The sequence below is a fragment of the Massilia hydrophila genome (genome assembly GCF_020208145.1).
Lineage (GTDB): Bacteria > Pseudomonadota > Gammaproteobacteria > Burkholderiales > Burkholderiaceae_D > Telluria > Telluria hydrophila.
The window spans coordinates 131,896-157,182 of record NZ_JAHYBX010000005.1; the positions used below are offsets into that span (position 1 = coordinate 131,896).

At 66.2% G+C, this 25,287-nt stretch carries 27 protein-coding genes; 16 read left to right on the plus strand and 11 right to left on the minus strand.

What is annotated here, in order from left to right; translation table 11 throughout:
- Window positions 1-27 precede the first annotated feature (27 nt).
- The 6 genes from LE190_RS13995 (at window position 28) to LE190_RS14020 (ending at window position 5,263) form a co-directional block, all read left to right on the plus strand.
- Window positions 28-822, plus strand: coding sequence for an SURF1 family protein (locus LE190_RS13995; protein ID WP_225239277.1), 795 nt, complete (start codon window positions 28-30; stop codon window positions 820-822).
- Window positions 809-1,432, plus strand: a complete 624-nt coding sequence (locus LE190_RS14000; RefSeq protein ID WP_501039617.1) for an SCO family protein — start codon at window positions 809-811, stop codon at window positions 1,430-1,432. The genes LE190_RS13995 and LE190_RS14000 overlap by 14 nt, the downstream gene beginning before the upstream one ends.
- A 14-nt stretch (window positions 1,433-1,446) precedes the next feature.
- A complete protein-coding gene (locus tag LE190_RS14005) occupies window positions 1,447-2,583 on the plus strand; it encodes a COX15/CtaA family protein (protein WP_225239278.1) in 1,137 nt (378 codons plus the stop codon).
- A gap of 62 nt (window positions 2,584-2,645) precedes the next feature.
- Window positions 2,646-3,539: a heme o synthase gene (gene cyoE / locus LE190_RS14010; protein ID WP_225239415.1), complete on the plus strand. Its 894-nt coding sequence runs from the start codon at window positions 2,646-2,648 to the stop codon at window positions 3,537-3,539.
- A gap of 3 nt (window positions 3,540-3,542) precedes the next feature.
- Window positions 3,543-4,133: an SCO family protein gene (locus tag LE190_RS14015; RefSeq protein WP_225239279.1), complete on the plus strand. Its 591-nt coding sequence runs from the start codon at window positions 3,543-3,545 to the stop codon at window positions 4,131-4,133.
- 59 nt (window positions 4,134-4,192) lie between these two features.
- The gene (locus tag LE190_RS14020; RefSeq protein ID WP_225239280.1) at window positions 4,193-5,263 is read left to right on the plus strand and encodes an AI-2E family transporter; all 1,071 of its coding nucleotides are present in this window, start codon (window positions 4,193-4,195) and stop codon (window positions 5,261-5,263) included.
- A 37-nt stretch (window positions 5,264-5,300) separates the two neighbouring features.
- On the opposite strand, the gene LE190_RS14025 is transcribed toward LE190_RS14020, so the two are convergent.
- The 4 genes from LE190_RS14025 to LE190_RS14040 all read right to left on the minus strand — a co-directional run bounded on the left by LE190_RS14025 (window position 5,301) and on the right by LE190_RS14040 (window position 8,575).
- Window positions 5,301-6,056, minus strand: coding sequence for a TerC family protein (locus LE190_RS14025; protein ID WP_225239281.1), 756 nt, complete (start codon window positions 6,054-6,056; stop codon window positions 5,301-5,303).
- Between the two features lie 105 nt (window positions 6,057-6,161).
- The gene (locus LE190_RS14030) at window positions 6,162-6,584 is read right to left on the minus strand and encodes an HIT family protein (RefSeq protein WP_225239282.1); all 423 of its coding nucleotides are present in this window, start codon (window positions 6,582-6,584) and stop codon (window positions 6,162-6,164) included.
- A 10-nt stretch (window positions 6,585-6,594) separates the two neighbouring features.
- A complete protein-coding gene (locus LE190_RS14035; protein WP_225239283.1) occupies window positions 6,595-6,858 on the minus strand; it encodes a hypothetical protein in 264 nt (87 codons plus the stop codon).
- Between the two features lie 55 nt (window positions 6,859-6,913).
- Complete coding sequence (locus LE190_RS14040; protein WP_225239284.1) at window positions 6,914-8,575, minus strand: hybrid sensor histidine kinase/response regulator; 1,662 nt, start codon at window positions 8,573-8,575, stop codon at window positions 6,914-6,916.
- Between the two features lie 211 nt (window positions 8,576-8,786).
- Here LE190_RS14040 and LE190_RS14045 point away from each other — a divergent pair, with 211 nt between their 5' ends.
- From LE190_RS14045 to LE190_RS14055, 3 genes are all read left to right on the plus strand, one after another.
- Window positions 8,787-10,625, plus strand: coding sequence for an erythromycin esterase family protein (locus LE190_RS14045; protein ID WP_225239285.1), 1,839 nt, complete (start codon window positions 8,787-8,789; stop codon window positions 10,623-10,625).
- Window positions 10,626-11,003: 378 nt separating this feature from the next.
- Window positions 11,004-11,261 carry a hypothetical protein gene (locus LE190_RS14050; protein WP_225239286.1) on the plus strand — a complete coding sequence of 86 codons (258 nt, stop codon included), beginning with the start codon at window positions 11,004-11,006 and terminating at the stop codon, window positions 11,259-11,261.
- A 193-nt stretch (window positions 11,262-11,454) separates the two neighbouring features.
- Complete coding sequence (locus LE190_RS14055; protein WP_225239287.1) at window positions 11,455-12,009, plus strand: hypothetical protein; 555 nt, start codon at window positions 11,455-11,457, stop codon at window positions 12,007-12,009.
- A gap of 25 nt (window positions 12,010-12,034) precedes the next feature.
- Here LE190_RS14055 and LE190_RS14060 read toward each other — a convergent pair whose 3' ends face one another.
- Window positions 12,035-13,381 carry a hemolysin family protein gene (locus LE190_RS14060; protein WP_225239288.1) on the minus strand — a complete coding sequence of 449 codons (1,347 nt, stop codon included), beginning with the start codon at window positions 13,379-13,381 and terminating at the stop codon, window positions 12,035-12,037.
- Window positions 13,382-13,429: 48 nt separating this feature from the next.
- On the minus strand, window positions 13,430-14,338 hold the full coding sequence (locus LE190_RS14065) for a LysR family transcriptional regulator (protein WP_225239289.1): 909 nt from the start codon (window positions 14,336-14,338) through the stop codon (window positions 13,430-13,432).
- A gap of 162 nt (window positions 14,339-14,500) precedes the next feature.
- Between LE190_RS14065 and LE190_RS14070 the strand changes: the two genes are divergently transcribed.
- From LE190_RS14070 to LE190_RS14085, 4 genes are all read left to right on the plus strand, one after another.
- Window positions 14,501-15,547: a DUF475 domain-containing protein gene (locus tag LE190_RS14070; protein ID WP_225239290.1), complete on the plus strand. Its 1,047-nt coding sequence runs from the start codon at window positions 14,501-14,503 to the stop codon at window positions 15,545-15,547.
- A 114-nt stretch (window positions 15,548-15,661) separates the two neighbouring features.
- Window positions 15,662-16,237 (plus strand): TerD family protein, encoded by a 576-nt coding sequence (locus LE190_RS14075; RefSeq protein WP_225239291.1) that lies wholly within the window; start codon window positions 15,662-15,664, stop codon window positions 16,235-16,237.
- A gap of 56 nt (window positions 16,238-16,293) precedes the next feature.
- Entirely contained in the window at window positions 16,294-16,989 is a 696-nt protein-coding gene (locus tag LE190_RS14080; RefSeq protein ID WP_225239292.1) for a TIGR00266 family protein, read from the plus strand.
- A 27-nt stretch (window positions 16,990-17,016) separates the two neighbouring features.
- Window positions 17,017-17,601 (plus strand): TerD family protein, encoded by a 585-nt coding sequence (locus tag LE190_RS14085; protein WP_225239293.1) that lies wholly within the window; start codon window positions 17,017-17,019, stop codon window positions 17,599-17,601.
- A gap of 45 nt (window positions 17,602-17,646) precedes the next feature.
- Here the strand turns inward: LE190_RS14085 and LE190_RS14090 are convergent, their stop codons facing one another.
- From LE190_RS14090 to LE190_RS14100, 3 genes are all read right to left on the minus strand, one after another.
- Window positions 17,647-17,862 (minus strand): helix-turn-helix transcriptional regulator, encoded by a 216-nt coding sequence (locus LE190_RS14090; protein WP_225239294.1) that lies wholly within the window; start codon window positions 17,860-17,862, stop codon window positions 17,647-17,649.
- Between the two features lie 3 nt (window positions 17,863-17,865).
- Window positions 17,866-18,306, minus strand: coding sequence for a hypothetical protein (locus tag LE190_RS14095; RefSeq protein ID WP_225239295.1), 441 nt, complete (start codon window positions 18,304-18,306; stop codon window positions 17,866-17,868).
- Window positions 18,307-18,408: 102 nt separating this feature from the next.
- Window positions 18,409-20,478: a PAS domain-containing sensor histidine kinase gene (locus LE190_RS14100; protein ID WP_225239296.1), complete on the minus strand. Its 2,070-nt coding sequence runs from the start codon at window positions 20,476-20,478 to the stop codon at window positions 18,409-18,411.
- 186 nt (window positions 20,479-20,664) lie between these two features.
- On the opposite strand from LE190_RS14100, the gene LE190_RS14105 reads away from it, so the two are divergent.
- Genes LE190_RS14105 through LE190_RS14115 form a run of 3 tightly spaced genes read left to right on the plus strand, consistent with a single transcriptional unit; the run spans window position 20,665 to window position 23,245 of the window.
- A complete protein-coding gene (locus LE190_RS14105) occupies window positions 20,665-21,063 on the plus strand; it encodes a GntR family transcriptional regulator (protein ID WP_225239297.1) in 399 nt (132 codons plus the stop codon).
- The gene (locus LE190_RS14110; RefSeq protein ID WP_225239298.1) at window positions 21,060-21,821 is read left to right on the plus strand and encodes an ABC transporter ATP-binding protein; all 762 of its coding nucleotides are present in this window, start codon (window positions 21,060-21,062) and stop codon (window positions 21,819-21,821) included. The genes LE190_RS14105 and LE190_RS14110 overlap by 4 nt, the downstream gene beginning before the upstream one ends.
- Window positions 21,818-23,245 (plus strand): hypothetical protein, encoded by a 1,428-nt coding sequence (locus tag LE190_RS14115; RefSeq protein WP_225239299.1) that lies wholly within the window; start codon window positions 21,818-21,820, stop codon window positions 23,243-23,245. The genes LE190_RS14110 and LE190_RS14115 overlap by 4 nt, the downstream gene beginning before the upstream one ends.
- A gap of 7 nt (window positions 23,246-23,252) precedes the next feature.
- Here LE190_RS14115 and LE190_RS14120 read toward each other — a convergent pair whose 3' ends face one another.
- Together LE190_RS14120 and LE190_RS14125 are read right to left on the minus strand one after the other, a co-directional pair.
- On the minus strand, window positions 23,253-24,143 hold the full coding sequence (locus LE190_RS14120) for a bile acid:sodium symporter family protein (RefSeq protein WP_225239300.1): 891 nt from the start codon (window positions 24,141-24,143) through the stop codon (window positions 23,253-23,255).
- Window positions 24,144-24,250: 107 nt separating this feature from the next.
- The gene (locus LE190_RS14125; RefSeq protein ID WP_225239301.1) at window positions 24,251-25,243 is read right to left on the minus strand and encodes a hypothetical protein; all 993 of its coding nucleotides are present in this window, start codon (window positions 25,241-25,243) and stop codon (window positions 24,251-24,253) included.
- Between the last annotated feature and the right edge of the window lie 44 nt (window positions 25,244-25,287).

Below are 25,287 nucleotides of genomic sequence, written 5' to 3' on the forward strand. Positions count from 1 at the left end.
CCCGGTCAAGGTGAAGGTTGCATTGTAATGCGGTTCCGTTTCCATTTTCGCCTGATTCCCTTCATCGCCGCATGCCTTCTCGCTACGCTGGGCATTGCGCTGGGTAACTGGCAACAGGGCAGGGCCGCCGCCAAGCTCGCCATCCAGGAACGGCTGGCCGCGCGCGCCCACCAGCCTCCGGTGAGCCTGCGCAGCGCCATCGCCGGCGCCACGGCGCCCCTCGCCGACTCGCTCGCCTACCGCCGCGTACGTCTCACCGGACGCTTCGTCGCCGACTGGCCCCTGTTCCTGGCCAACCGTCCGATGGCCGGCCGTGCCGGCTACTATCTTGTCATGCCTTTCAAGGTCGCGGACTCGGCCGTTTCCGTGCTGGTGCTGCGCGGGTGGTTGCCACGCGCGGCGGAATACGGCAAGCTGCCGGCGTTCGACACGCCCGCCGGCGAAGTCACGATCGAAGGGACCGTGGTGGCCTCGGCCGGCCAGGTGATGGACCTGGGCCGGCCGGCGCCGCTGGCGCCGGGCGCCATCGTCCAGAACATCGACACCGCCGTCGCCTCCGCGGCCATCGGCATGCCGCTGCAGAATTTTTATGTGCAGCAGACCAGCCCGGACCGGACGGACGGGCCCGAGCTGCGCCTGCTGCGCACCTGGCCCTCGCCGGCGAGCGGCATCGACAAGCACCGCGGCTACGCCTTCCAGTGGTATGCGCTGGCGGCCATGGCCGTGCTCTTCTTTGTAATCACAGGATTCCGACGTGGATCAAGACAAGCTGAAGCAGGAAAACGTGAAGCAAACCATGCAACAGGCGATGCCGGGCGCTGATCCGGCGACCGACCCGGCGACCAGGCTGATGAATGCGCGGCGCTCGGGCCGCTGGAAACTGCTGGCCGTGCTGCTGGTGTGCGCGGCGCCGATCATCCTGTCCTACCTGACCTATTACGTCATCAAACCGGAAGGGCGCACCAATTATGGCACCCTGATCGACCCGCGTACCCGGCCGATCCCGGCGATGGCCAGCACCACCCTCGACGGCCGTCCCGAGACGCTGCAGCGGTACGCCGGCAAATGGATCATGCTGAAGGTCGGCGGCGGCGAATGCCTGGAGGCCTGCCAGAAACAGCTGTTCGCGATGCGCCAGTGGCGCCTGATGCAGGGCAAGAACATGGACCGCATCGAGCGGGTCTGGCTGGTGACCGACGCGCGTCCGCTCGACACGATGACGATCCGCAACTACGACGGCATGCGCCTGCTGCGCGCGCCGCAGGACAGCGTCAAGGCCTGGCTGCCGGCGGAAGCGGGCGGTACGCCCGAGCAGCACATCTACCTGATCGACCCGCTGGGCAACCTGATGATGCGCTTCCCGGCCGATCCGGACGTGCGCAAGGTGTACAAGGACATCGCCAAGCTGCTCAAGGCATCGGCGATCGGCTGAAGACGGACTGGACAATGCAAGCTTCTTCCCTGCTGCAACTGGGCCTGATGGGCCTGCTGGTGGCCATCCTGCCGCTCTCGATGGTGTGGATGTCCTCGGATCCGAACAAATTCCGCAAGCTGGTCTGGGTCGCCGTGTTCCTGACCTTCGACCTGATCGTGTTCGGCGGCTTCACCCGCCTGACCGATTCCGGCCTCGGCTGCCCGGACTGGCCCGGCTGCTACGGCATGGCCAATCCCTTCCTGGCACACGAGCAGATCGCCGCGGCCGAGGCGGCGATGCCGACCGGCCCGGTGACCGTCGCCAAAGCCTGGATCGAGATGATCCACCGCTACCTGGCAATGGGCATCGGCGTGATCATCATGGCCCTGCTGGTCACCGCCATCGTCCAGTGGCGCAAGACCAGGATGCAGGCCTTCAAGCCGGGCATCCCGCTGGCCCTGTTCGTGTTCGTCTGCATCCAGGGCGCCTTCGGCGCCTGGACCGTCACCCTCAAGCTGCAGCCGGTGATCGTCACCATCCACCTGCTGCTGGGCATGGGCCTGCTGGCCCTGCTGACCTGGCTGGGCGGGCGCGAAGATTTCCTGATGCATCCGCCGCCGCCTTCGGCCGCCTCGGATGGCGCCGACGCGCGCCTGCGCGCCGTGCGCCGCCTGGCCATCCTGGCCGCGGCGGTGATCACGCTGCAGATCGCGCTGGGAGGGTGGGTAAGCACTAACTACGCTACCCTGGCCTGTGACGAGTTCCCGCTGTGCGACGGGCGCGTGGTGCCGGAAATGGATTTCGAGCATGGCTTCCACCTGTGGCGCGAACTGGGCAAGACCGCGGCGGGGCATTACCTGCCGTTCTCGGCCCTGGTCGCGATCCATTGGGTGCACCGCAATGTCGCCCTGGTCGTGGTGGCGGTCGTGGGGCTGCTGGTGTGGCGGGCAGGGCGCCATGCCTACCTGGCCAGGCACGCGCGCTGGCTGGCCATCGTGCTGGGGGTGCAGCTGCTGACGGGGATCGCCACCGTCTATCTCGATTTCCCGCTCGCTATTGCTGTGATGCATAACGCCGGGGCGGCGCTGCTGGTCCTGCTGGTGACCATGTTAAACTATCGGGTGAAACAGCAACTTGACGTGAACCGCGCAGCGCGGCCCGCAGCATGAGGCCCGCCGCGTTTCCGCCCGCCGCGGCGCTGCCGCGTTCCGAGCCAGCCAGTCCCCCATCGATGACGACCCAGACCGCCCTCCATAAACCGCCGAGCCGCGCCGCCCAGTACTGGAGCCTGACCAAGCCCCGCGTCACTCAGCTGGCCGTGTTCTGCGCGGTCATCGGGATGTTCCTGGCGACCGACGGTCTGCCGGGCTGGCAGGTGCTGGTCGCCGGCACTGTCGGCATCTGGCTGCTGGCCGGCGCCGCCTTTGCCGTGAACTGCCTGGTCGAGGCGAAGATCGACGCGCGCATGGCGCGCACCGCGCGCCGCGCCACCGCGCGGGGCGAGCTCACCAGCACCCAGACGATCGTGTTCTCGACCGTCATCGGCGGCCTCGGCATGTATGTGCTGTATGCCTTCGTCAATCCGCTCACCATGTGGCTGACCTTCGTCACCTTCGTCGGCTACGCCTTCATCTACACCATGCTGCTCAAGCCGGCCACGCCGCAGAACATCGTGATCGGCGGCCTGTCCGGCGCCATGCCGCCGGCCCTGGGCTGGGCCGCGGTGGCGGGCGAGGTGCCGATGCAGGCCTGGCTGCTGGTCCTGATCATCTTCGTCTGGACGCCGCCCCACTTCTGGGTGCTGGCCATGTACCGGCGCGAGGATTACGCCCGTTCCGGCCTGCCGATGCTGCCGATCACCCACGGCATGGCCTACACGGGCCTGCAGGTGTGGCTGTACACCATCGCGCTGGCGGCCACCACCCTGCTGCCCTTCGCCGTCGGCATGAGCGGCCTGATCTACCTGGCGGCGGCCGTGGCGCTCAACGCGGTCTTCCTGCGCCACTCGTGGCGTGTGCATAAACACTACAGCGACCTGGCCGCGCGCAAGACCTTTGCCTGGTCGATCGTCTACCTGTCGCTGCTGTTCGCCGCATTGTTGGTGGACCATTACTTCAAGTTCTAAGCCATGAAAAAACTGCTGAGTGCGCTGATGCTGGCGGCGGCTGTCCTTGCCGCCGGCTGCGACAAACTGACCACCAGGACGCCCGCTTTCCACAGCACCGACATCACCGGTCTCGAGTACGCCAAGGGCTTTGCGCTGACCGACCACACCGGCAAGCCGCGCACGCTGCAGGACTTCCGCGGCAAGCTGGTGGTGCTGTTCTTCGGCTATACCCAGTGCCCGGACGTGTGTCCGACCACGATGGCCAAGATGGCGGCCGTGATGAAGGATCTCGGTCCGGCGGCGAAGGACGTGCAGGTGCTGTTCGTCACCCTCGACCCGGAACGCGACACCCAGGAGCTGCTGGCCGCCTACGTGCCCGCTTTCGACCCGGGCTTCATCGGCCTGTACGGTGACCAGGAGGCCACCACCCGCACGGCAAAGGAGTTCAAGGTCTTCTACCAGAAGCGTCCGTCGGGCGACGACCCGAAGAACTACACGGTGGACCACATGACGGGCAGCTACGTGTTCGACCGCGAGGGCAGGGTGCGCCTGCTGGTGCGCCACGAAGCCGAACCGGGGGCGATCGCCGCCGACCTGCGCCAGCTGCTCTGAGGCCCGGCCCCGCCCGGTCTGCTGTTATGATGGCAAAAACGCCACTCGACAGGGACCGCATGGAAGCACGCCCAGGCCGCAACTACACCCGCATCGCCATCGTCGTCCTGCTGACGCTGGGCTGCCTCTACGTCCTCAAGCCCTTCCTGGCCGCGATCCTGTTCGCGGCCTGCGTCGTGATCTCTTCCTGGCCCCTGTACCTGCGCCTGCAGGGCGCCATGCGCGGCCACCGCACGCTGGCGGCGCTCACCATGACGCTCTCGCTCACCCTCCTGGTCATCATCCCGCTGTCGATGGTGGCCTACAACCTGGCCGACGACGTCGCGCGCGGCTTCACCGAGCTGCGCCAGGCGATCGAACACCGCGCGCTGATGCCACCGCCCTGGGTGCGCGACATTCCGCTGGTGGGCGACTCCATCGACAGCTACCTGCGCCGGCTGGTCGCCAGCCGCGAGGAGATGATCGCGCTGGCCCAGCGCATGCTGGAGCCGGCGCGCCGCTACCTGCTGGCAGGCGGCCTGATGCTGGGCACCGGCGTGGTCCAGCTCAGCCTGGCCGCCTTCGTGAGTTTCTTCTTCTACCGCGACGGCAAAGCCCTGCTCGAGGTGGTGACGGTGACGATGCGGCGGGTGATGGGGGCGGATGCCGAATCGGTCTCGAACACGGTCGGCCAGACCGTGCGCGGCGTGATGTACGGCCTGCTCGGCACCGCGCTGGCGCAGGCGCTGGTGGCGGCGATCGGCTTCACGATCGCCGGGGTGCCGGCGGTGCCGCTGCTGTCGGTGATGGTGTTCATCTCGTCCCTGATCCCGGTCGGCCCGCCCATCATCTGGGGCGGCGCGGCGTTCTGGCTGTTCCTGCAGCATGAAACCGGCTGGGCGATCTTCATGGTGATCTGGGGCACGGTATTGATCAGCGGCGTCGACAACATCGTGCGTCCGATGCTGATCAGCCGCGGCAGCAGCCTGCCTTTCCTGCTCACGCTGCTCGGCGTGCTGGGCGGGGTGATCGCCTTCGGCTTCGTCGGCATGTTCATCGGCCCGACCCTGCTCGCCGTGGGCTACTCCCTGATGACCGACTGGACCGGGACACCGGACCGCGTGATCCGCCAGGACACGGCACCCGGCTAGGCGGCGCGTCGGCAGCCGGGACGCGCCGGCAATCCTCCTACACCCGCGGTGGCAGTGCCTTGCGCTTGGCGCGGGCGCGGATGTTGAGCGCTTCCACCGCCAGCGAAAAGGCCATCGCGGCATAAATGTATCCCTTTGGTATCTCGGCCTCGAAGGCTTCCGCGGTGAGCGCCATGCCGACCATGACCAAAAACGCAAGCGCCAGTACCTTCACCGAGGGATGGCGGTCGACGAATTCGCCGATCGGCTTGGCCGCTACCAGCATCACCAGCACCGAGAAGATGACGGCCGCCACCATGACGCTGATCTGGTCGACCATGCCGACCGCCGTGATGACCGAGTCGAGCGAAAACACGATGTCGATGACGGCGATCTGGCCGATGATGCTCCAGAACAGCTTCTTGCTTGCCGCGGCCGCGGCGGCGGTGCCGACCACGTCCTGGGGCCCGGCGGCGTCCTTCGCTTCCACCTCGACAAAGATCTCGTGCGAGGCCTTGTAGAGCAGGAACAGGCCGCCAAACAGCAGCACCAGGTCACGTCCGCTGATCCCTTGGCTGGCCACCGTGAACAGGTCGGTGGTCAGTCCCATCACCCAGCTGAGCGAGAACAGCAGCAGCAGGCGCGATACCATGGCGAAGCCCAGGCCCAGCCGGCGTGCGCGGTCGCGCATGTCGGGAGGAAGGCGGCCCACCAGGATCGAGATGAAGATGATGTTGTCCACGCCCAGCACGATTTCGAGGGCGCTGAGCATGAGGAAAGCAATCCAGACGTTCGGATCGAGTAGTAATTCCATGGGCCCTCCTGGCAGGAAAGCCTCATGCTAGCCTAGCCAGCCAGTTGCCAGAGCACGCCATGCCGGGCATCGCCTGCCAGCGCGGCGGGGCGGCCGCGCCAGGCTTCAGCCGCCCAGGGCCGCGACAATGCGCGTGGCGATCGCGCGCAGCTGCTCGCCATCGGCCGGTACGGCGGCATGGGGCAGGAGCGCCGCCGCCCCCTCGCGCGGGACGATGTGGAAGTGCACATGCGGGACGGTCTGTCCCGCCGCGCTGCCGTTGAACTGGGCAATCATGATGCCCGGCGCCCCCAGCGCGGCCTTGACCGCCGCCGCGACTTTCTTCGTGGTGCGGATGCAGGCCGCGGCGCCCTCGTCGGAGAGCGCGAACAGCTCGGCCGCCGGCTCCTTCGGCAGCACCAGCACGTGGCCGGGGGCCTGCGGCATGATGTCCATGATCGCGAGCGTGAGTGCGTCTTCGTAGACCTTCACGCAAGGCAGTTCGCCGCGCAGGATCCTGGCAAAGGGGTTGGTGTTGTCGTAGTCCATGTCCGCTCCGTCAAACGCGTGTGCCGCCGTTTTCCTGTGCCTGTGCCTGCGCATGCCAGTTCATCACGCCCCACATGAAGGTATAAAAGATCCCGAACACCAGCACGCTGGCGAGGCCGCCAGCGACATAGCACCAGGCGGGCAGCGCGACCTGGCCCACCCAGGAGAAGGTCTTCAGCGCCGAGGTGGAAAACGTCAGGGCGAAGGCAAAGAAGGCCAGCTGGACCGGCAAGGGAGGGATAAGGCGCGGGAAGGGACGCATCGGTGAGGCCATGTCGACATAAAACCCGACGATAGCACGCGCGGCGGGCGCCAGGATTCACGCATTGTCACGGCCGTGGCGCCGCCAGCACGCTGCGCAGGCGCTCGAAGTCGATCGGCTTGGTGAGGTGGTGGTCGAAACCGGCGTCGAAGGCGCGCTGGCGGTCTTTTTCCTGGCCCCAGCCGGTGGCCGCGATCAGGCGCATGCCGCGCCCGGCGTCGAGCGCGCGCAGGCGCTGCGCCAGTTCATAGCCGTTCAGGTCGGGCAGGCCGATGTCGAGCAGGGCGACCTCGGGCGCGAACTCCTGCACCAGCGCCAGCGCCGCGCCGGCGCTGTTGGCGGTGCGCACCTCGCAGCCGAACTGCTCGAGCGCCATTAGGAGCATGTCGGCGGCATCGGCATTGTCATCCACCACCAGGATGCGCGCCGGCGCAGGCCAGGCTGGCGCCGCCGCCTGTATCCGCGCCGCGCCTTGCGCCAGCGGCAGGCGCACCGTGAAGCGGCTGCCCCGGCCTTCGCCTTCGCTGTCGGCGGTGATGCTTCCGCCATGCAGCTCGACGATGCCGCGCGCCAGCGACAGCCCGATCCCGAGCCCGCCGCGCGCGCGCTTGAGCGCCGGTTCCAGCTGCGAGAACATGTCGAACACCGTGCCCAGGGCATGCGGCGGCAGGCCGATGCCGTTGTCGCTGACCGCGAGCACCGCGTGCGCGCCGGTGCCGCGATCTTCCTCGATCGCCAGCGACAGCCCGATGTGCCCGCCCGGCGGCGTGTACTTGGTGGCGTTGGTGAGCAGGTTGACCAGTACCTGGTTGATGCGGGTCGGGTCGGCGTCCACCGTGACCGGCTGTTCGGGCAGCGCCAGTTCCAGGCTGTGCCGCGCCTGTTCCATCAGGCCCGCGGTGTCGCACACGGCGGCGCGCGCCAGGGCCGCCAGGTCCACGGCTTCGCGCCGCAGCTCCATCTTGTCCTGGGTGATGCGCGAGACTTCCATCAGGTCGTCCACCAGGTGGGTGAGGTGGTGCAGCTGGCGGTCGAACACGCCCAGCAGGCGCGCGTTGGGTCCCTCGGCCGCAGGCGTGCGCCGCATCACTTCGAGCGCGCTGCGCAGCGGCGCCAGCGGGTTGCGCAGCTCGTGCGACAGCGTGGCCAGGAATTCATCCTTGCGCCGGTCGGCGGCGCACAAGGCGTCGTTCAGGTCCCGCAGCTGGCACTCGGCGTCGCGCCGCGCTTCCAGCGCTTCCTCGGCCAGCTTGCGCGCATGGCGCAGTTCGCGCTCGTAGGACTGGCGTTCGGTAGCCATGAACAGGGCCCACTGGTCGCGCAGCCGGCCGCCTTCGCGGCGGCGCACGATGTTCACCAGCATCGGCAGGCGGGTGCCGTCGCGGTGGCGCAGGTCGATCTGCAGCTCCGCCACCGAGCCGCGGCCCTCCAGCACGGGCATGCAATGGGTATAGTGAAACAGGCGCGCGCCGGCCGTCATCAGGTCCTGGATGCGCACGATGCCGGCCAGTTCGGAAGGCGCGAAGCCGAGCCAGCCGCAGGCGGTGCCGTTGGCGCGCAGCAGCAGGCCGTCGGTATCGGCCAGCAGCAGGCCGCATGGGGCGTGTTCATACAACTTGTCGCCATCGTGGCCATCGTGGCCATTGCGGCCAGCCTGGCCATGGTGCTGATCGTGGCCCTCGTGGCAGGCCCGGCCCGTCGCGCTGCTGTTGCGGACTTGCATACTCATCGTCGCTCTCCCTGTCGGGCTGCGGTGGGAAATGCCTCAACGCTGAGTATGCGTCAAGAATATTGCAAGCGCAACAACTTTGTGACGCCGGCCGCTGGCGGCCCTGCGTGACAATCTGCGATGTTTCGGCTGTTGCCGCTTGATATGCTGGGCGTCGCTAACCAGTCCGGCTCTGCCGCCTACAGTGCTTCCCCTCCACGCTTGGCTCACGATGAACCACATGACCAACACGCGCTTGACCCATGCACTCGCCGCAGTGCTGCTGACCGGTACGCTTCAGGCTGCCGCCCAGGAACTCCCTCTCCCCAATCCGCAACTGCGCGACTGGAACCAGAAGCAGGGCGGCCCGGCGCTGTGGAAGACGGGCCTGAACGGTTATCTGGCTGAGCAGGTGTGCGATGCGGCACCACCGGCACCCTGCGCCGTGAAGCTGAGCGCAACGGCGCCGCAGGCGGCCGGGCAGCTCGGGGCCGTGTACCGTGACCTGCCAGTCGCCGCGGCGCGCGTCCGGACGCTGACGCTGTCGGGAAGGATACGCACCCAAGGGGTCAACGATGGCTGGGCTGGCTTGTTTGCGAGCGTGCGCGCGAGCGGCAAGGTACTCGCCTACAAGAATTCGGCGGAAGAGGGTGCGCGCGGGGACAGCGCATGGCGCCCATTCAGGATCGTCGTGCCTGTCGCTTCAGACGCGGAAACGGTGCGGGTTGGCGCCATGATGACGGGAAGCGGCAGCGCCTGGTTCTCCGACCTGAAGCTGGTGGCGAATGAAGAAGGCAGGGTGGCACCTGCCGTTCCCGGCGGTGGACAAGTCGCGCCACAGCCGGCGCTCTCGCAAGCCTTGCTGGACGACGACGAGCTGCGCTTGCCGGCGGCGGCCATGCCGGGCGTTCGTCCCGACTGGCGGCGCGACGTGCTGGCACATCGCCATCCGATCCGGTCCCTGTTCAGCGAGGATTTTTCCGATCTTGCCTTCCTCGGTCCACTGCTCGGCGATCGACGCATCATCCAGCTGGGCGAGAGCAGCCATGGCGTCGCCGAGTTCAACTGGATGAAAGTGAGGCTGATCAAATTCCTCCACGAAAAGCTCGGCTTTGACGTGATTGCGTTCGAAAGTTCGATGACGGACTGCGACGTGGCCGGCGAAGCGGCTGCGGCGGAAAGCCCGGAGAAGACCATGCGCTCCTGCCTGTTCGCCATCTGGCACACCGACGAGGTGCTGGCCCTGTTCGATTATGTACGCAAGACCCAGGCCAGTTCGCGTCCGCTGCGGGTCACCGGTTTCGACAACCAGCCAAGCAGCGGCTCTGGTGCCACCAGCGCTCGCTTCCGCACGATGCTCGAGATTGTCGATCCGGCCGCCGTGCCTGCCCTGTTGCAGCATGAAGCGAATCTGAAGAAGATCGACAAGGACAATGCGCAGGCCGCGCTTGCCTACTACACAGGCTTGCTGCGCACCCTGGAACAGCACCGCGCACGCCTGCTGGCGCACCTGGGGGACCGGCCCAACCGGGTCGACCTCGCCATCCAGGAAGCGCGCTCGCGGATCGCCTTCGTCCACATGCGCATGGTGCCGGCAGCGGAAGGCAACGGGGTGAGGGATCGCGCGATGGCGGACAACCTGGACTTCGTGCTCGACGAACTGTATCCGAAGCAGAAAGTGATCGTATGGGCCCACAACGCGCACATTGCCCACGCTCCCGAGCAGGCCGAAAGCTGGAAACCGATGGGCGCCTGGCTGACGGAGCGGCGCCGTTCCGAGCTCTACACGCTGGGCCTGTACATGGGACGCGGCGCTGGCGCCTTCAACAATCGCCGCATCTACGGGATCCAGCCTCCCGCGGCCGATTCGTTCGAAGCGCTCCTCGCCAATGGCGGCTACAAGATGAGCCTGATTGATTTCTCGCGCCCGCAGGGGCAGCCGGACGCCGCCTGGCTGAACAGCAGCCTCGGAGCCAGGTCATGGGGAGTCAGGGCCGTCCAGCTCGTGCCGGCACACCATTATGATGGCGTGCTCTACATCGATACCGTGAAGCCGCCGCGGTATCGCTAGGCTTGCTCTTGGGCCAACTGCCGGCAGCCCGATCCTTTACCGTGCGGGCCAGGCCATGTGTTTCGATTGCCAGGAAAGTTGAGCTTGTGACGAGGCGAGAGTTTGCAGGGTGGTGGTGGCAGCGGAATTCGCTCCATTACAGCAGGGATTTCGTACAGGCAGACGAAGGAAGAACGTGCGGTTCACTTCCTGTGCAAGCAGCATGGCAACCACGTGGTGAGCAGGAGGAACAGGGCTCGCAACTGGGATGGCCGGCTTGCGTTGGCCCAAAATGATCCGTCGACAGCGGCTGATAACAGGTTAAATTGGCGATAATGCGTATCTGCATTCGGCCGGATGCTGGCCTGCCAAGACATAAGCAATAGAGGAGTAACACGCTTGTTTTTCATTAAATTCATGGGTTTTTCTGCGATCGGCTCAGCATTTGTTGCGTGGTGGTTCATGCTTGAAGGCCTTTGGACAGGTCGTATCGAGTTCACGACAAAAGGCAGCATAGGGGAAAGTTGGTATTCCAGAATCGATTCGCCGAATGCTTTCTGGATCGTCATCGGTCTGCACTTTTTGTTTGGCGTGCTGTTTCTGAGTATTGCCTACTTTATCCTGCGGAATGATCAGCCTCGCGCATCATTGGACTGAATCGCGTGCCGGTTCAGGCGAATCCTGCGCTAAGGTCTGCAATGGGTCGATGGCAGAGTTTTGGTAGGTTCGTCGCTTTGACAATCGTAGCAAGGTATGGTCCGCAGGGCCCATGGAGACAGGTGCGGCCAGCGATGGACGCGAAGGATGCGCATGGCTCCGCGGATTCTTTCGCTGTATGGGGTGCATCGGCATGATGATGAAGCGACGGATTTCACAAAATAGGCTGCTGGCGACCATGCTCCTGCTGGGCTCGTCTCCAGCGCTCGCCATTCCGCCACCACCGCCTGAGCCTCCACGGCTGCGCATCGCCAGGATGACCGCAACGGTTCAGCTGATCGAAGCGACGAACGGCACCGTCGCCAGGATCACCGAGCTATGCAAGGTGAGTGGCAAGATCCCCGTCTATGCCGACGATGGCAGGCGCGCCTACGCGCACGGCTGGCGTATTCCAGGCTGCAGCATGTCGTGGAATGGAAGGAAACTCGATGTAGACGTCTGGGGCGCGAAAGCGGTGTCGAAGGGGCGCGCTACCTATGCGCGTGCCAGCGTGGTTGTCGTGCCACCGGATGCCAAACCGCTGTGTCCGGATATATGCGGTCCACAGCCCCTGGCCGACGCGATGGCGGAAGTGCGGGTGAGCGGCACGCCGAAACGGATGGCGTTCGGCCTGAACGCCAATGCCGTGTCGATGCTGAACGCCAGGCCCACCGTCTGGCTCGAGGCCGAGGTGGAGATCGCTGACTGAGCCGCCGCCAGCAGCGCGGCACTGCTCAGTCGTGTTCCTCGTCCACGTCCTCGCGCTGCACGTGCGGATAGACCTTGACCAGCAGGATGCGTGGCCCGTTCATCTTCTTGACCACCACGTCGAAGTGCGGGAAGCCGATGCGCTGGCCCTGTTTCGGGATGTCGCCGAGCTTGGCCATCAGGAGGCCGCCCACCGATTCCACGTCGTCCAGGCCCATTTCCTCGTTGTCGATGTCGATCCCGAGCAGGCGCTCGAGCGAGAAGATCGGCAGGCTGGCCTTGCCGATCCAGGTGCCGTCGGGCTGCGACATCCAGTCGTTCTCGTTCATCCGGAACTCGTCGCGGATCTCGCCCACCATGGCGCCCAGCAGGTTGTCGAGCGTGATGAAGCCGACCGGGCGCTTGCCCTTCTCGCCGATCAGGGCGAAATGCGGGGCGCCGCTCCTGAAGCGGCGGAAGATGTCCTGGGCCGGGGTGCGCGCCGAGATCGTCTCGACCGGACGCAGGTGCTGGGTCAGGTCGGTGATGACGCGCCCGGCCTGCTGGGCGAAGAACAGGTCCTTCAGGTGGATCACGCCCAGCACTTCCTCGCCCTCCTCGTCGAAGTAGGGGTAGCGCGAGAAGCGGTTGCGGCGCACCGTCTCCATGTTTTCCTCGAGCGAGCGGCTGGCGTACAGGGCGCTCACCTCGTTGATCGGGCGCATCAGGTCGGAGACCGCGAGCTGGCTGAAATCGAGCGACTGGGCCAGGATGTTGCGCTCGTCATTCGTGAACTTCTCGCCCGGTGCGCTCGTATTGGAGCGCAGGATCATCTTCAGCTCGTCGGTCGAATAATGGGTCTCGTGGCTGCCGCTGCCGGCCAGGCCGGCGATGCGCAGCACCATGTTGGCGCTGGCGTTGAGCAGCCAGATCGCCGGGTACATGGCCCAGTAGAACGCATACAGGGGGATCGCGCACCACAGCGCCACCACTTCGGGAATCCGGATCGCCAGCGATTTCGGGGCCAGTTCGCCCACCACGATGTGGAGGAAGGAGATCACCGAGAAGGCCACCACGAAGGACACGCCATGGATCAGTTCAGGGGAAGTCACGCCCAGCATGGCGAACACCGGTTCCAGCAGGCTGGCGAAGGCCGGCTCGCCAACCCAGCCCAGGCCGAGCGAGGCCAGGGTGATGCCGAGCTGGCAGGCGGACAGGTAGGCGTCGAGCTTGTCGTGGACCTTGCCGAGGATGCGTCCACGCACGCCGCTGGTCTTGGCGATGGCGCGCACGCGGGTCTTGCGCAGCGTGACGATGCTGAATTCAGCCGCCACGTAGAAGCCGTTCAGCGCCACCAGGAACAGGGCAAGAACGACGAAAAGAAAGTTTTGCATTGAAGAGTGTGAAATTAAAAAATGGCAATAGCCGCCAACATTGTAACGTCATGTGCCAGCCAGGACCCCTTTGTGGACGGCCGAGAGGATGGCTTCCACCGCCGGGTGCTTGATCTTGCGCTCGTTCGAGACGGCATAGAAGTGCTCGCGCACTTGCGGCACGCGGCCCACCAGCACGGCGCCGAACTGTTCCTCGATGTCCTGGGCCAGCGCCGCCGGCGCGAAGAACAGGCCGAGGCCGCGCCGGCCGAAGGTGGTGAGCAGGGCGTTGTCTTCGAACTCGCCGACCACGTCCGGCCGCACGCCGCTGAGCTCGAACCATTCGTCGATCTTGCCGCGCAAGGCATTATTCCGGGTCGGCAGCAGGAAGGGCGCGCCGTTCAGCGAACGGGGGAAATCCGCGCCCCAGGCCGCGGCCAGGCCGGGCGCGCCGGCCACGATGGTCTCGCTGTCGCTCAGCAGGTGGCTGAACACGCGCAGCGTGGTGCCCGAGCGCACCGCGCGGTCGGTCAGCACCACATCCAGCTTGTGCAGGGCCAGGTCGGCCAACAGTTCGTCGAATTCCCCCTCATAGCACACCATGCGTACCGGACGCGGCAGCCGGGTCGCGATCTCGAGCAGGCGGTAGGCGGTCAGCTTGGGCAGCGAATCGGAAATCCCGACCGTGAGCCGGGTGCGGCCGCTGTCGGACTCGCTCAAGGCTTCCTGCATCTGCTCGCCCAGCAGGAAGATCTGGTCGGCATACGACAACGCCAGGCGTCCGGCCTCGGTCAGGTTCAAGCGCCGGCCCTGCTGGGTGAACAGGGATTTGCCAAGAGACATCTCGAGCTGGGACAGCTGGGTACTGACGGTCTGGATGGCAAGACCCAGGCGCTCGGCCGCGCGCGTGATGCTGCCCTCCTTGGCGACTACCCAAAAGTAGTAGAGGTGGCGGAAATTCGGGGGCGTATGGTTCATCTCTTCTGTTTTTACGAAGTAATTCTTCGATTATCTTCGCTTTTTAATGATGAGGGCAAGCCTCATACTCCGTCCGTTGCTTGAATGATTTCACGACTCAACGCACACTCTCATCGCAAGAATGATAAATACATTAACTCAACAAAAAGGGAAAACGACAACATGAAGCACTTTACGTGGTCATTCATCGTGACCGCCGTCTGTATGGCCCTGGCAGGCTGGTGGGGCTACGACCATGGTGGCGTCGCCGGCATGCTCACGGCGCTCGGCGTCACCGCCATCCTGTCGGTGATGGAAGTTTCACTGTCTTTCGATAACGCGGTGGTGAACGCCTCGGTGCTGAAAGGCTGGAACGAGTTCTGGCTCAAGCTGTTCCTGGGCCTGGGCATGATCATCGCCGTGTTCGGCATGCGCCTGGTGTTCCCGCTCGTGATCGTCGCCGTCGCGGCCGACCTGGGCATGATGGACGTGTGGAACCTGGCATTGTCCGATCCGAAGGCGTTCTCGGCCCACCTGACCAACCACCACGCGGAAGTGGCGGCCTTCGGCGGCATGTTCCTGCTGCTGGTGTTCCTGAACTTCCTGCTGGACGACGAGAAGGAAGTGCACTGGCTGGGCAACATCGAGCGCAAGCTGGGCTCGCTCGGCAAGGTGTCCTCGATCTCGGTGCTGGTGGCCCTGGGCGCGCTGCTGTACTCGACCAGCTGGATCGCCGAAGGCCAGAAGATGATCGTGCTGATCGCCGGCCTGTGGGGCATCCTGGTCTACATCGGCGTGGACATGATCTCCAGCCTGCTCGAGAAGAGCGAGTCCGATGAAGGCAGCAATGTCGGCAACATGGTCAAGACCGGCGGTATCGGCGGCTTCCTGTACCTCGAAGTGCTGGATGCATCGTTCAGCTTCGACGGCGTGATCGGCGCCTTCGCGATCACCCAGGACGTCGTGATCATCATGCTGGGCCTGGCGATCGGTGCGATGTTCGTGCGTTCGATGACGGTCTACCTGGTGCGCCAGGGCACGCTCGACGAGTTCGTCTACCTGGAGCACGGCGCGCACTACGCGATCGGCATCCTGGCCGTGATCATGCTGGTCAGCATGCACATGCATGTGCCCGAGCTGATCACCGGCGGCGTCGGCCTGGCGTTCATCCTGGCCTCGCTGTGGAGCTCGATCCAGCACAAGAAGAAGCACGCCGCGCTGCCGGCATGACGCAGGCCCACGCCGGCAACGGCGAATCAAGAATTGCACGGCGAGTGGCAGAACACCAGCTCGCTGTGCTTCATCCCCGGTGTTCAAGCAGTATTTTTTAGGAGAGTCACAATCATGGCAATCAGTCTGCAAAAAGGCGGTAACGTCAACCTGTCGAAAGAAGCTCCCGGCCTGGTCAACCTGAAGGTCGGCCTCGGCTGGGACACGCGCGCCACCGACGGCGCCGGCTTCGACCTCGACGGCGCGGTGTTCCTGCTGAACTCGTCGGGCAAGGTGCGTTCGGATGGCGACTTCATCTTCTACAACAACTTGAAGTCCTCGGACGGCTCGGTGGTGCACTCGGGCGACAACCTGACCGGCGAAGGCGAAGGCGACGACGAGACCGTGTCGATCGACCTGTCCAAGGTGCCGGCCGATGTCGACAAGGTGGTGCTGGCCGTGACCATCCACGACGCAGAAGCGCGCCGCCAGAACTTCGGCATGGTGGGCAAGGCCTTCATCCGCTGCGTCAACGCGGCCAACAACAGCGAGATCGCGCGCTACGACCTGTCGGAAGACAGCTCCACCGAAGCGGCGATGATCTTCGGCGAGGTGTATCGTAATGGCGCCGACTGGAAGTTCCGCGCCATCGGCCAGGGCTTCAACGGCGGCCTGGGGCCCCTGGCGCGCAACTACGGCGTCAACGTCTAATCAATAAAACAGGTTTGCGGCCCGCTTGCGCGGGCCGCGCTAGAAAGGAAGTCCACATGCCAGTATTTACCGTGACCGGGGATGTCGATCCCTTCCTGCACGTCTCGATGCGCCGCGGCGAAACGATCTATTGCGAGTCGGATGCGATGGTGATGATGGAATCGACGCTCGACCTGAAGGGCAAGATGAAGGGTGGCCTCGGCAGCGCGCTGATGCGCACCTTCGCCAACGGCGAGTCCTTCTTCCAGCAGCACATCGAGGCGGCCAGGGGCGACGGCGACTGCCTGCTGTCGCCGACCCTGCCGGGCGCGATGCAGATCATCGACTGCGGTCCGAACCAGTACATCATCAGCGATGGCGCCTTCGTTGCCGCCACCTCGGGCGTGGACCTGAAGGTGCGCACCCAGAGCCTGGGCAACGCCCTGTTCGCACAGAGCGGCGGCTTCTTCGTCACCGAGACGACGGGCAGCGGCCAGGTGGTGGTGTCGGGCTTCGGCTCGATGTCGATGCTGGAAGTGGAGCCGGGCAAGGACGCGATCATCGACAACTCGCACGTGGTGTGCTGGGACAGCGGGCTGCGCTACGAGATCTCGATCACGACCGGCCAGAGCGGCGGCTTCCTGGGCAACCTGATCAACAGCCAGACGAGCGGCGAGGGCATGGTCCTGCGCTTCTCGGGCAAGGGCAAAGTCTACGTCTGTTCGCGCAACCGGATGGCCTTCAAGGCCTGGATGCAAGCCCCGGCGCGCTGACGTTCAACAACTAGGAGAAACAATACCATGGCAGTAAATCTGACGAAGGGCCAGAAGATCTCGCTGGACAAGGAAGCCGGCGGCGCGCTGAGCCGCATCACGATGGGCCTGGGCTGGGACGTGGCCAAGTCGAAGGGCTTCTTCGGCTTTGGCGGCGGCGCCGGCCAGGCGGTCGACCTGGACGCCTCGGTCGTGATGTTCGACGAGTCGAACCGTCCGGTCGACGTGGTCTGGTTCCGCCAGCTCAAGAGCAAGGACGGCAGCATCACCCACACCGGCGACAACCGCACCGGCGCCGGCGACGGCGACGACGAGCAGATCAACGTCGACCTGGCGCGCGTGCCGGCCAGCGTGAAGGCGCTGGTGTTCACCGTGAACAGCTTCACCGGCCAGAACTTCTCGACCGTGGAAAACGCCTACTGCCGCCTGGTCAACGCGGGCAACAACCAGGAAGTGGCGCGCTTCAACCTGTCGGTGCAGGGTTCGCACACGGCCCAGATCATGGCCAAGCTGTACCGCCACAACGGCGAGTGGAAGATGCATGCGATCGGCGAGAACGGCTCGGGCCGTACCTTCGACGACCTGATGCCGCTGATCACGCCGCACCTGTAATCCTTCCTGAAGGACGCGAAGAGCCGGGCTGGTCCCGGCTCTTTGTCATTCCGGCACGTGCTCCAGCGTGAACAGTTCCTCGACGCTGACACCGAGCGCACGCGCCAGTTTCAGTGCCAGGACCGTCGAAGGCACCATGGCCCCGGTCTCGATGGCGTTGATGGATTTACGCGTGACGCCCGCCCGTTCGGCCAGCCCGGCCTGGGTCAGGTCGAGCCGTGCGCGCTGCACCTTCATGCTTGTCTTCAACTGTTCGGTCATGGTTCAGCGGTCGTGATACAGCAGGCTGGCGAGGAAGGTGGCGAGGCCGGTCGCAATCGTCAGGACCGCCATCAGCGCCACCGGATGGGGCGTGGGCAGCCAGGCCAGTGCCGGCACCAGCACCGCCTGCGCCGCCAGCACGGCCAGGAAGCCATTGCGGCTGGCCCGGTGCTGGCTGGCCTGGCGCAGTTCGTCGTCCACCAGTGCGCGGAGTTCGGCGCTGGTCGGGGCGCCACGTCGGCCGCCGGTCTTCAGGGCAGCAACGGCAAGGACGATCGCGACGGGCAGCAGGGAGAACAGACGGGCAGGCGCGGCCGCACCCGGAAACGCGAGCAGGCTCACGGCGGCAGAGGCCAGTACGAGCACAGTACCCAGCGCGGCCCACAGCTGGCGGCGCGACAAGGCGATCAGCTTGTCCTGGTCATCGTGGATGGTGGTCTTCATTACAGTATCTCCTTTGTTGTTGATGTGAAGAACTGTAACACAAAGCACACAAAAAGGAACCTATGGGTTACACAAAGAGTTGTATTGGTGACTCATCTTGTTTCAGGCCAGCGGCAGCCACACGGTAAAGGTACTGCCCTTGCCAAGCCCGTCGCTGTGCGCCTGCACCTCGCCGCCGTGCAGCGCCACCATGGTCCGCACCAGGGCCAGTCCGATGCCCAGGCCACCCTGCGAACGGTCCGGCGTGCGCTCGGCCTGGGTGAACAGGTCGAACACCTGCGGCAGCAGCCCGGCCTCGATACCGATGCCGTTGTCTTCCACGCACAAGCGTACGCGCGCGCCGATGCGCGTCGCGTCGAGAACGATGGTGCCGCCGCCCGGGGTGTACTTGGCGGCGTTGTTGAGCAGGTTGGCGACCACCTGCACCAGGCGCGTGGCATCGCCATGCACCCGGGCCGCGGCCAGTTCCGGTGCCACCTCGACCCGCAGGACATGGCCGCGCGCGGCGACCAGCGGCCGCGACTGTTCCACCGCATTGGCAAGCACCGGCCCGATCGCGACCAGGATCCGGTCGAGCTTGATCAGCCCGCGGGTGACGCGGGACACGTCCAGCAGGTCGTCCACCAGCGAGGTCATGTGCCGCACCTGGCGCGCGATCACCTCGCTCGATGCACGGATGCGCTCCGGGCTCGTGGATATCTTCAGCAGTTCCGCCGCGGTGGCGATCGGTGCCAGTGGATTGCGCAATTCATGGGCGAGCATGGCCAGGAATTCGTCCTTGCGCCGGTCCTGCTCGCGCAGCGAACCGTACAGGCGGGCGTTCTCGAAACCATTGGCCGCGATCGAGGCCAGCTGCACCAGGATGGCTTCGTCCTGTTCGGTGAAATCTCCCTCGACCTTGTCCGACACCTGGATCAGGCCGAGGTTGCGCCCCTTCCGGTCGATGAGCGGCACCGCCAGCCAGCCACGCATGGCCGGGTGGCCGGCGGCATGCCGGCCAAACCCTTTCCAGGCGGGATGCGCCTCCAGTTCCGCCTGGGTGAGGCGCATCGGCGTGTTGGTGCGGCATACCTCGGCGTAGATGCCGGTGCCTTCGGTAGGGGCGGCGAAGCTGCGGTAGGCCGCATATTTTTCGGACAGGGACACCGCATTGATGGCCTGGGTCCAGTTGTCGCCTTCCGTCAGGGAGACGACCGCCTGGTGGACGTCGAGCAGCGCACGGACTTCCTGCACCAGTGCCTCGGCAATGTCGGGTACCGACAGTACCGTGTGCAGCGTGCGCGACGCGCTTGCCACCTTGGCCAGCAGGGCTGACTGGCGCTGCTCGCGGTCGAGCCGCTCGGCCAGGCCCTCCTGCGCCATGACGGTATCGTGGATGTCGCGGTTGGCGCCGACCCATTCGCGCACGCCACCCCGTCCATCGAGGATGGGGATGCCCTTGACCGCGGTCCAGCGGTACACGCCGTCGGCGCGGCGCAGGCGGTATTCGGTCTCGTAGACTGAATGGCTGGCGACGCAGTCGATCCATATCCGGTAGGCGCGCTCGCGGTCATCCGGATGGACCGCGTCGAGCCAGCCGAACTCCTTCCATTCATCGTAGCTCTGTCCGGTATACGCGCGCCAGGAAGGCGAATCGTCCAGCACGCGCCCGTCGGAGGTATTGGTCCAGACGATCTGCGAGCTGGCCATCGCGAGCGTGCGGAAACGCTCCTCGCGCTCGCGCAACGCCGTTTCCGCTTCAACGTGTTCGGTGATGTCTTCATGCATCAGCATGACTTCGACGACGCGTCCTTCGCCATCCTTGATGGGGTGGGCGCGCGCGGTGACCCAGCGCGAGCGTCCCGGCACACCGATCGCCGTCGTATCGTAGTGGATCGCCGGGATGGCGACGGACTCGCCGTCCAGGGCGCGCCGCAGATGGGGGGTAATGCCTGCCGCCACCACTTGCGGATCGCGCAGCACGTTGTACTTCCTGCTCAGCACGTGGCTTTTCACGGCGCTGCCTTCGTGGATGTGCCACAGCGCTTCCCAGGCCTTGTTCACCCGGATGGTGTAACCCTCCGGGTCGAGCAGCTGGATGCTGCCCGGTCCCTGCTCGAACAGTTCGCGGAAACGGACCTCGGAATAGGTGGGGGAGGCGGCGCTCGGGCCCGCATCTGGGGTGAAGGACATGGTTCGTAGTGTTGGTCAGGTAGGTGCGCAAGCCGCGGTGCTTGCGGCTTCGGCTGCGCATGATGTCACAGTTTTGTTTGCGATGGGACATATACGTGTTGCATATCTTTGCGCTGGAGTGTTGACACAAAGAATTCCTGAGGATAGTGTATTACTCAATTAATACACATATACGGCCTATCCACCATGGCAGTCCACACATCCCAGCTGTTTTCGATCACGCCCGGCTCGACCGAACCGATCTACCGCCAGCTCGTCGAGCAGGTGCGGCGCCTCGTGGCCGGCGGCCAGATGGCGCCCGGCGACGAGCTGCCGTCGGTGCGCGACGTGGCATCCAGCCTCGCCGTCAATCCCATGACCGTCTCGAAGGCCTACGGCCTGCTCGAGACCGAAGGCCTGCTGGCGCGCCGGCGCGGCCTGGGGATGCTGGTGGCCGAGCGTCCGCGCAGCAGCCGCAGCCAGGCCGAGCGCGCGGCGCTGCTGCGCCCGACCCTGGAACGCGCCGCGCGCGAGGCGCGCGAGCTCGAACTCGACCCGGACACCGTCCTGGATCTTTTCACCCATCTCTTGAAGGAAGCATCGTGACCGCACCCATCATCCAATTGCGCGACGTCGCCAAGTACTACGGCGGCAGCATCGTGTTACATGGCCTTCACTGGGACATCGGGCAGGGCCAGGTGATCGGCCTGCTCGGCCGCAACGGTGCCGGCAAGTCGACCCTGATGGAGTGCCTGCTCGGCCTGCGCGAACTCGATGCCGGCAGCGCGCGCCTGTTCGGCGAGGACGTTGCCGCGCTGTCGGATGCGACCCGCGCCCGGATCGGCTACGTGCCGCAGAAGCACGGCCTGTTCGAGTGGATGACGCCGCTGCAGATGCTGGACTACTTCAAGGCCATGTACCCGCGCTGGAACGCGGTGAAGGTCGAGGCCTTGCTGGAGCGCTGGGGCTTCGGTCCGCTGGAGCTGGGCAAGCCGATCGGCCGCCTGTCGGGCGGCCAGCAGCAGCGCCTGTCGATCATCCGCGCGCTGGCGCACGACCCGGAACTGCTGGTGCTGGACGAGCCGGTTTCGGCGCTCGACCCGGCCGGCCGCCGCGCGTTTCTTTCCGAGCTGGTCGACGGCGTGATCGAGCGCGGCACCACGGTGCTGTTCTCGACCCACATCCTGACCGACCTGGAGCGGGTGGCGCTGGACGTCGCCTTCCTCAAGGACGGCCGCATCGCACTGCAGGGGCCACTCGACGACCTGCTGGAAGGGGCGCGCAATGGCGGCGGAACCGGCGCCGAAGGCCGCCGCGCCGAGCCGCTCAGCCTGGAAGACCTGTTCATCGAGGTGACCCAATGAACGCGGTGCTGAACGCGCGCCTGCGCGACTACCGGATGCTGTGGCGCGCCGCGGTGACGCATGCCGACCCGCGCATGTCGGGCGTGATCCGTTGGGGCGCCATCGTCTTCGCGATCGTCTTCGCCGCCGCGCAGACGGTGAACGAGGGGCCGCGCGAAGGCCTGGCCACGCTGTGGACCGCGGCCTCCGTGCTGCTCCTGCTGAACTGGGCATGGCGCTTCATGCCGGGCGCCATGAAGCTCAATACGCCGGTCAACGCCTGGCTGGTTCCGCAGATGCGCCAGCGCCTGGTCGAGCTGTCCTGCCTGGTGTGCCTGGCCGGTATCGCCGGCTTCGCCAGCGCGCCCCACGCCGATACGGGCGCGCTCGGGTTCTGGCTGTTATGGATGGTGATCTTCGTCGTGGGTATCGGCCTGGGCGCGGCGGGACACCGGGCGGCCGAACCGGTCATCACGGCGCTGTGCTTCACCTGGTTCCTGGTGGAGTGGTTGCCGAAGGACCTGGGCGCACTCCTGTCCCATCCGGTGGCCGTCGTCCTGGCGCTGCCCATCCATGCGGGCGTCATCGTGGTAGCGGTGTGCGCCATGTTCCAGCAAGGCGGCGAGCGCCACTGGGAAATGGTGGCCAAGCGCCTGCGCTGGGCCGCTGCGGCCGGCCAGCCGGATCCGCTGGTCGAGCAGGTGGCCAGCAAGCAGACCAGGGGCTGGTATGGCAGGACGCTGCGCCGCGACAGTGCGCGGCGCGACGGGCGGCGCCTGGCCCTGCATGCGCTCGGGCCTACCCATCACCTGGGCGAAAGCGTGGCGGTGCTAGCCATCCTGGCCGTGGTCGTGACCTGCACCGGCCTGTTCTCCACCTGGCGTGCCGACCGCGAGGTCACGGCGGGCATCGGCTGGCTGTTCGCCTGCACGCTGCTGGCCGTTCCGCTGCTGTACAGCGTGCGCCTGGCCCGGCTGCAGGCGGAGCTTGCTGCCGAACAGGGCCTGGTGCGGCTGGCGCCCGCCATGCCGGGCGAGGCGGCAGCGTTCAACGTCCAGCTCGGCCGCAGCCTGCTGCTGCAGGGACTGGCAAGCTGGGCACTGGCCACCGGCGCCGCACTGCTGCTGGCGGCGCTCGGCGCGGCGCGACCGGAGGCGCTGCTCCGCGTGCTCTGCGTGGCCTGCATCATCCTGCCTGTGGTGGCGGCCCCGTTGCGCAACCACGCCAGCCGCACGGGCAGCGCCGCCGGCGTGGCGGCAACGCTGCTGCTGGCGTCGATGGTGGCAGGCGTCATCCTCGGCCTCGCGCTCAATGCATTGAGCGGCATCCCGGCGCTGCCGGTCGCCGCCCTGGCCAGCATCGGCTTGACCGTGGTCGCCGTGGTGCGCGGACTGCGCGCGATGGGGCACGCGCCCTGCGCCTTCCCGGCAGGGCGCATCGACTGAAGAAGCCTCAGCTGGAAGCCGGCGCGGCCGCGCCGGCGGCCTGCTTGCGGCCCAGGATGAGGAAGCCGAAGGCGGTGGCGAACACGTACATGCTGACCGAGTAGATCGCCGCCGGCAGCATCAGCTGGAAGTCGCCCAGCACCGATACCGCGACAAAGATCGCCAGCGTCGAATTGTGGATGCCGATCTCGTAGCCGATGGCGACCGCGTTCGCCTTGTCCAGGCCGAGCAGGCGCGGCACGTAGTAGCCCAGGCCCAGGCTCAGGACGTTGAACAGGATGACGGCCAGCCCGATCGAGGCGAACGAGCTCGTGATCGCGGTCCACTCCTTGGCGATCGCGATCAGGGCCAGCAGGGCCAGCACCGCCATCGAGAAGCGCTTCATCGGCGTGTCCATGCGCGCGGCGAAGCTTGGTGCGCGGCTTTTCACGAACATGCCGATCGCCACCGGCACCAGCACGATGCCGATCACTTCGATCACCTTCCCGGTCTGCATCGGCACCACCTGCCCGCCGCCCGCGAAGGTGTCGATGGCGAAGTTGGCGATCAGGGGCAGGCTGACGATGGAGAGCACAGTGTTAATCGCGGTAAGCGAGATGTTCATCGCCACGTTGCCGCCGAACAGGTGGCTGAACAGGTTGGCCGACACCCCGCCCGGCGAGGCCGCCAGCAGCATCAGGCCGACCGCGTACACGGGCGCCACGCCCAGGCCGACAATCAGGCCATAGCAGATCGCCGGCAGCACCATGGTTTGCAGGACCAGGGCCAGCACCACGGCCTTCGGATGCTTGATGAGGCGCCGGAAGTCGGCGAGGGTGAGGGATAGGCCCAGCCCGAACATGATCAGCGCCAGGGCGCCGATCAGGAGGGTGGGCAGCAGGGTGATGAAGTTGCTCATGCGTCGTCTCCGTTCTTGTCGTTATGGCGGTCGCCCGGGCCCGGCGGGCCGGAACGCCGTACGGACAGTGTAAGCCGGGACCGGCTGGATGAGCGAGCAAAAACGGATCAGCCGGCGGCGTTGGCCTCGCGCAGGATGGCGTGCCAGTCGGTGTTGTACAGCACGCCGATGAGGCGCCCGGTATTGCCGACCGGGTCGACCCGCTTGTGGGTCAGGTTGCTCATGGTGGGGCCGGCGGCGCCGACATAGACCGTCATGAACTGGATGTCGGAGCGCGCCCGCGTGCGGTCGAGCAGGTCCGGATTCACGGCCTTCATGCCGTCGGCCTCGACGAACAGCGGCCGGTCCGTGTTCGGCACCACGAACATGTAGCCTTCGCGCAGCACCGTCATGCCGCGGTAGCCACCGGAAGGCTGGCGCGTGCCGATCTCCTCCGGATCGTTGACGGTAATCCTGAGCACCGGTCCCTCGCCTGGCGTGTGGTAGCCGCCGTCGGGGAAGCGTCTCGTGTCCGGGTCATCCAGCTTGATCGGATAGGCAATCACGGACAGCTTGGCCACCAGCGGCTGCCTGCCGTCGTCGTGCCCGAAGTAGGCGCCCCAGACCAGGCTGGCGCCGCGCACCCTGGCCAGGGCCGGGTGCTGCATCACGCGCGCGACCACGGTCTCGAGCTTGCGCTGCAGGGCCGCGTATTCCGGCTGCTTCCTGCTGGCGCCGAACTTCAGGGGCCCGGCCAGGATGCGGCCCGGCGCGTCCAGGCTGGGCGTGCTGCCGCGGTCGGAGGCATCCGGCCGGCTCCAGTAGTCGGCGATGTAGTCGCCGTAGAAGACGGTGCCGTCTTCCAGGCGCATGCGCGGCGGCTGGGCGCCGGCGCGCACATAGGGCGTCCCTGCCATGCCTGCGCCCGCGGCAACGGCCGCGGCGGGTACGGGGACAGAGGCAGACTGCGCGCTCGCGCCGCGCGCCAGCGCCTGCACGGCGTCGCCCGCCGCCTGCCGGGCGAGCTGCTTGAGAAAGTCGCTGGCGGCGGCCGGCTGGGTCGCGAGAATGGCGGCGCAGAGTGCCGCCAGCCGCACGGAAGAAAAGAATGTCTGGTCCATGACCGCTCCCTGAAGGTGGCATCGGTCTGGAATGTAGCCCCGCG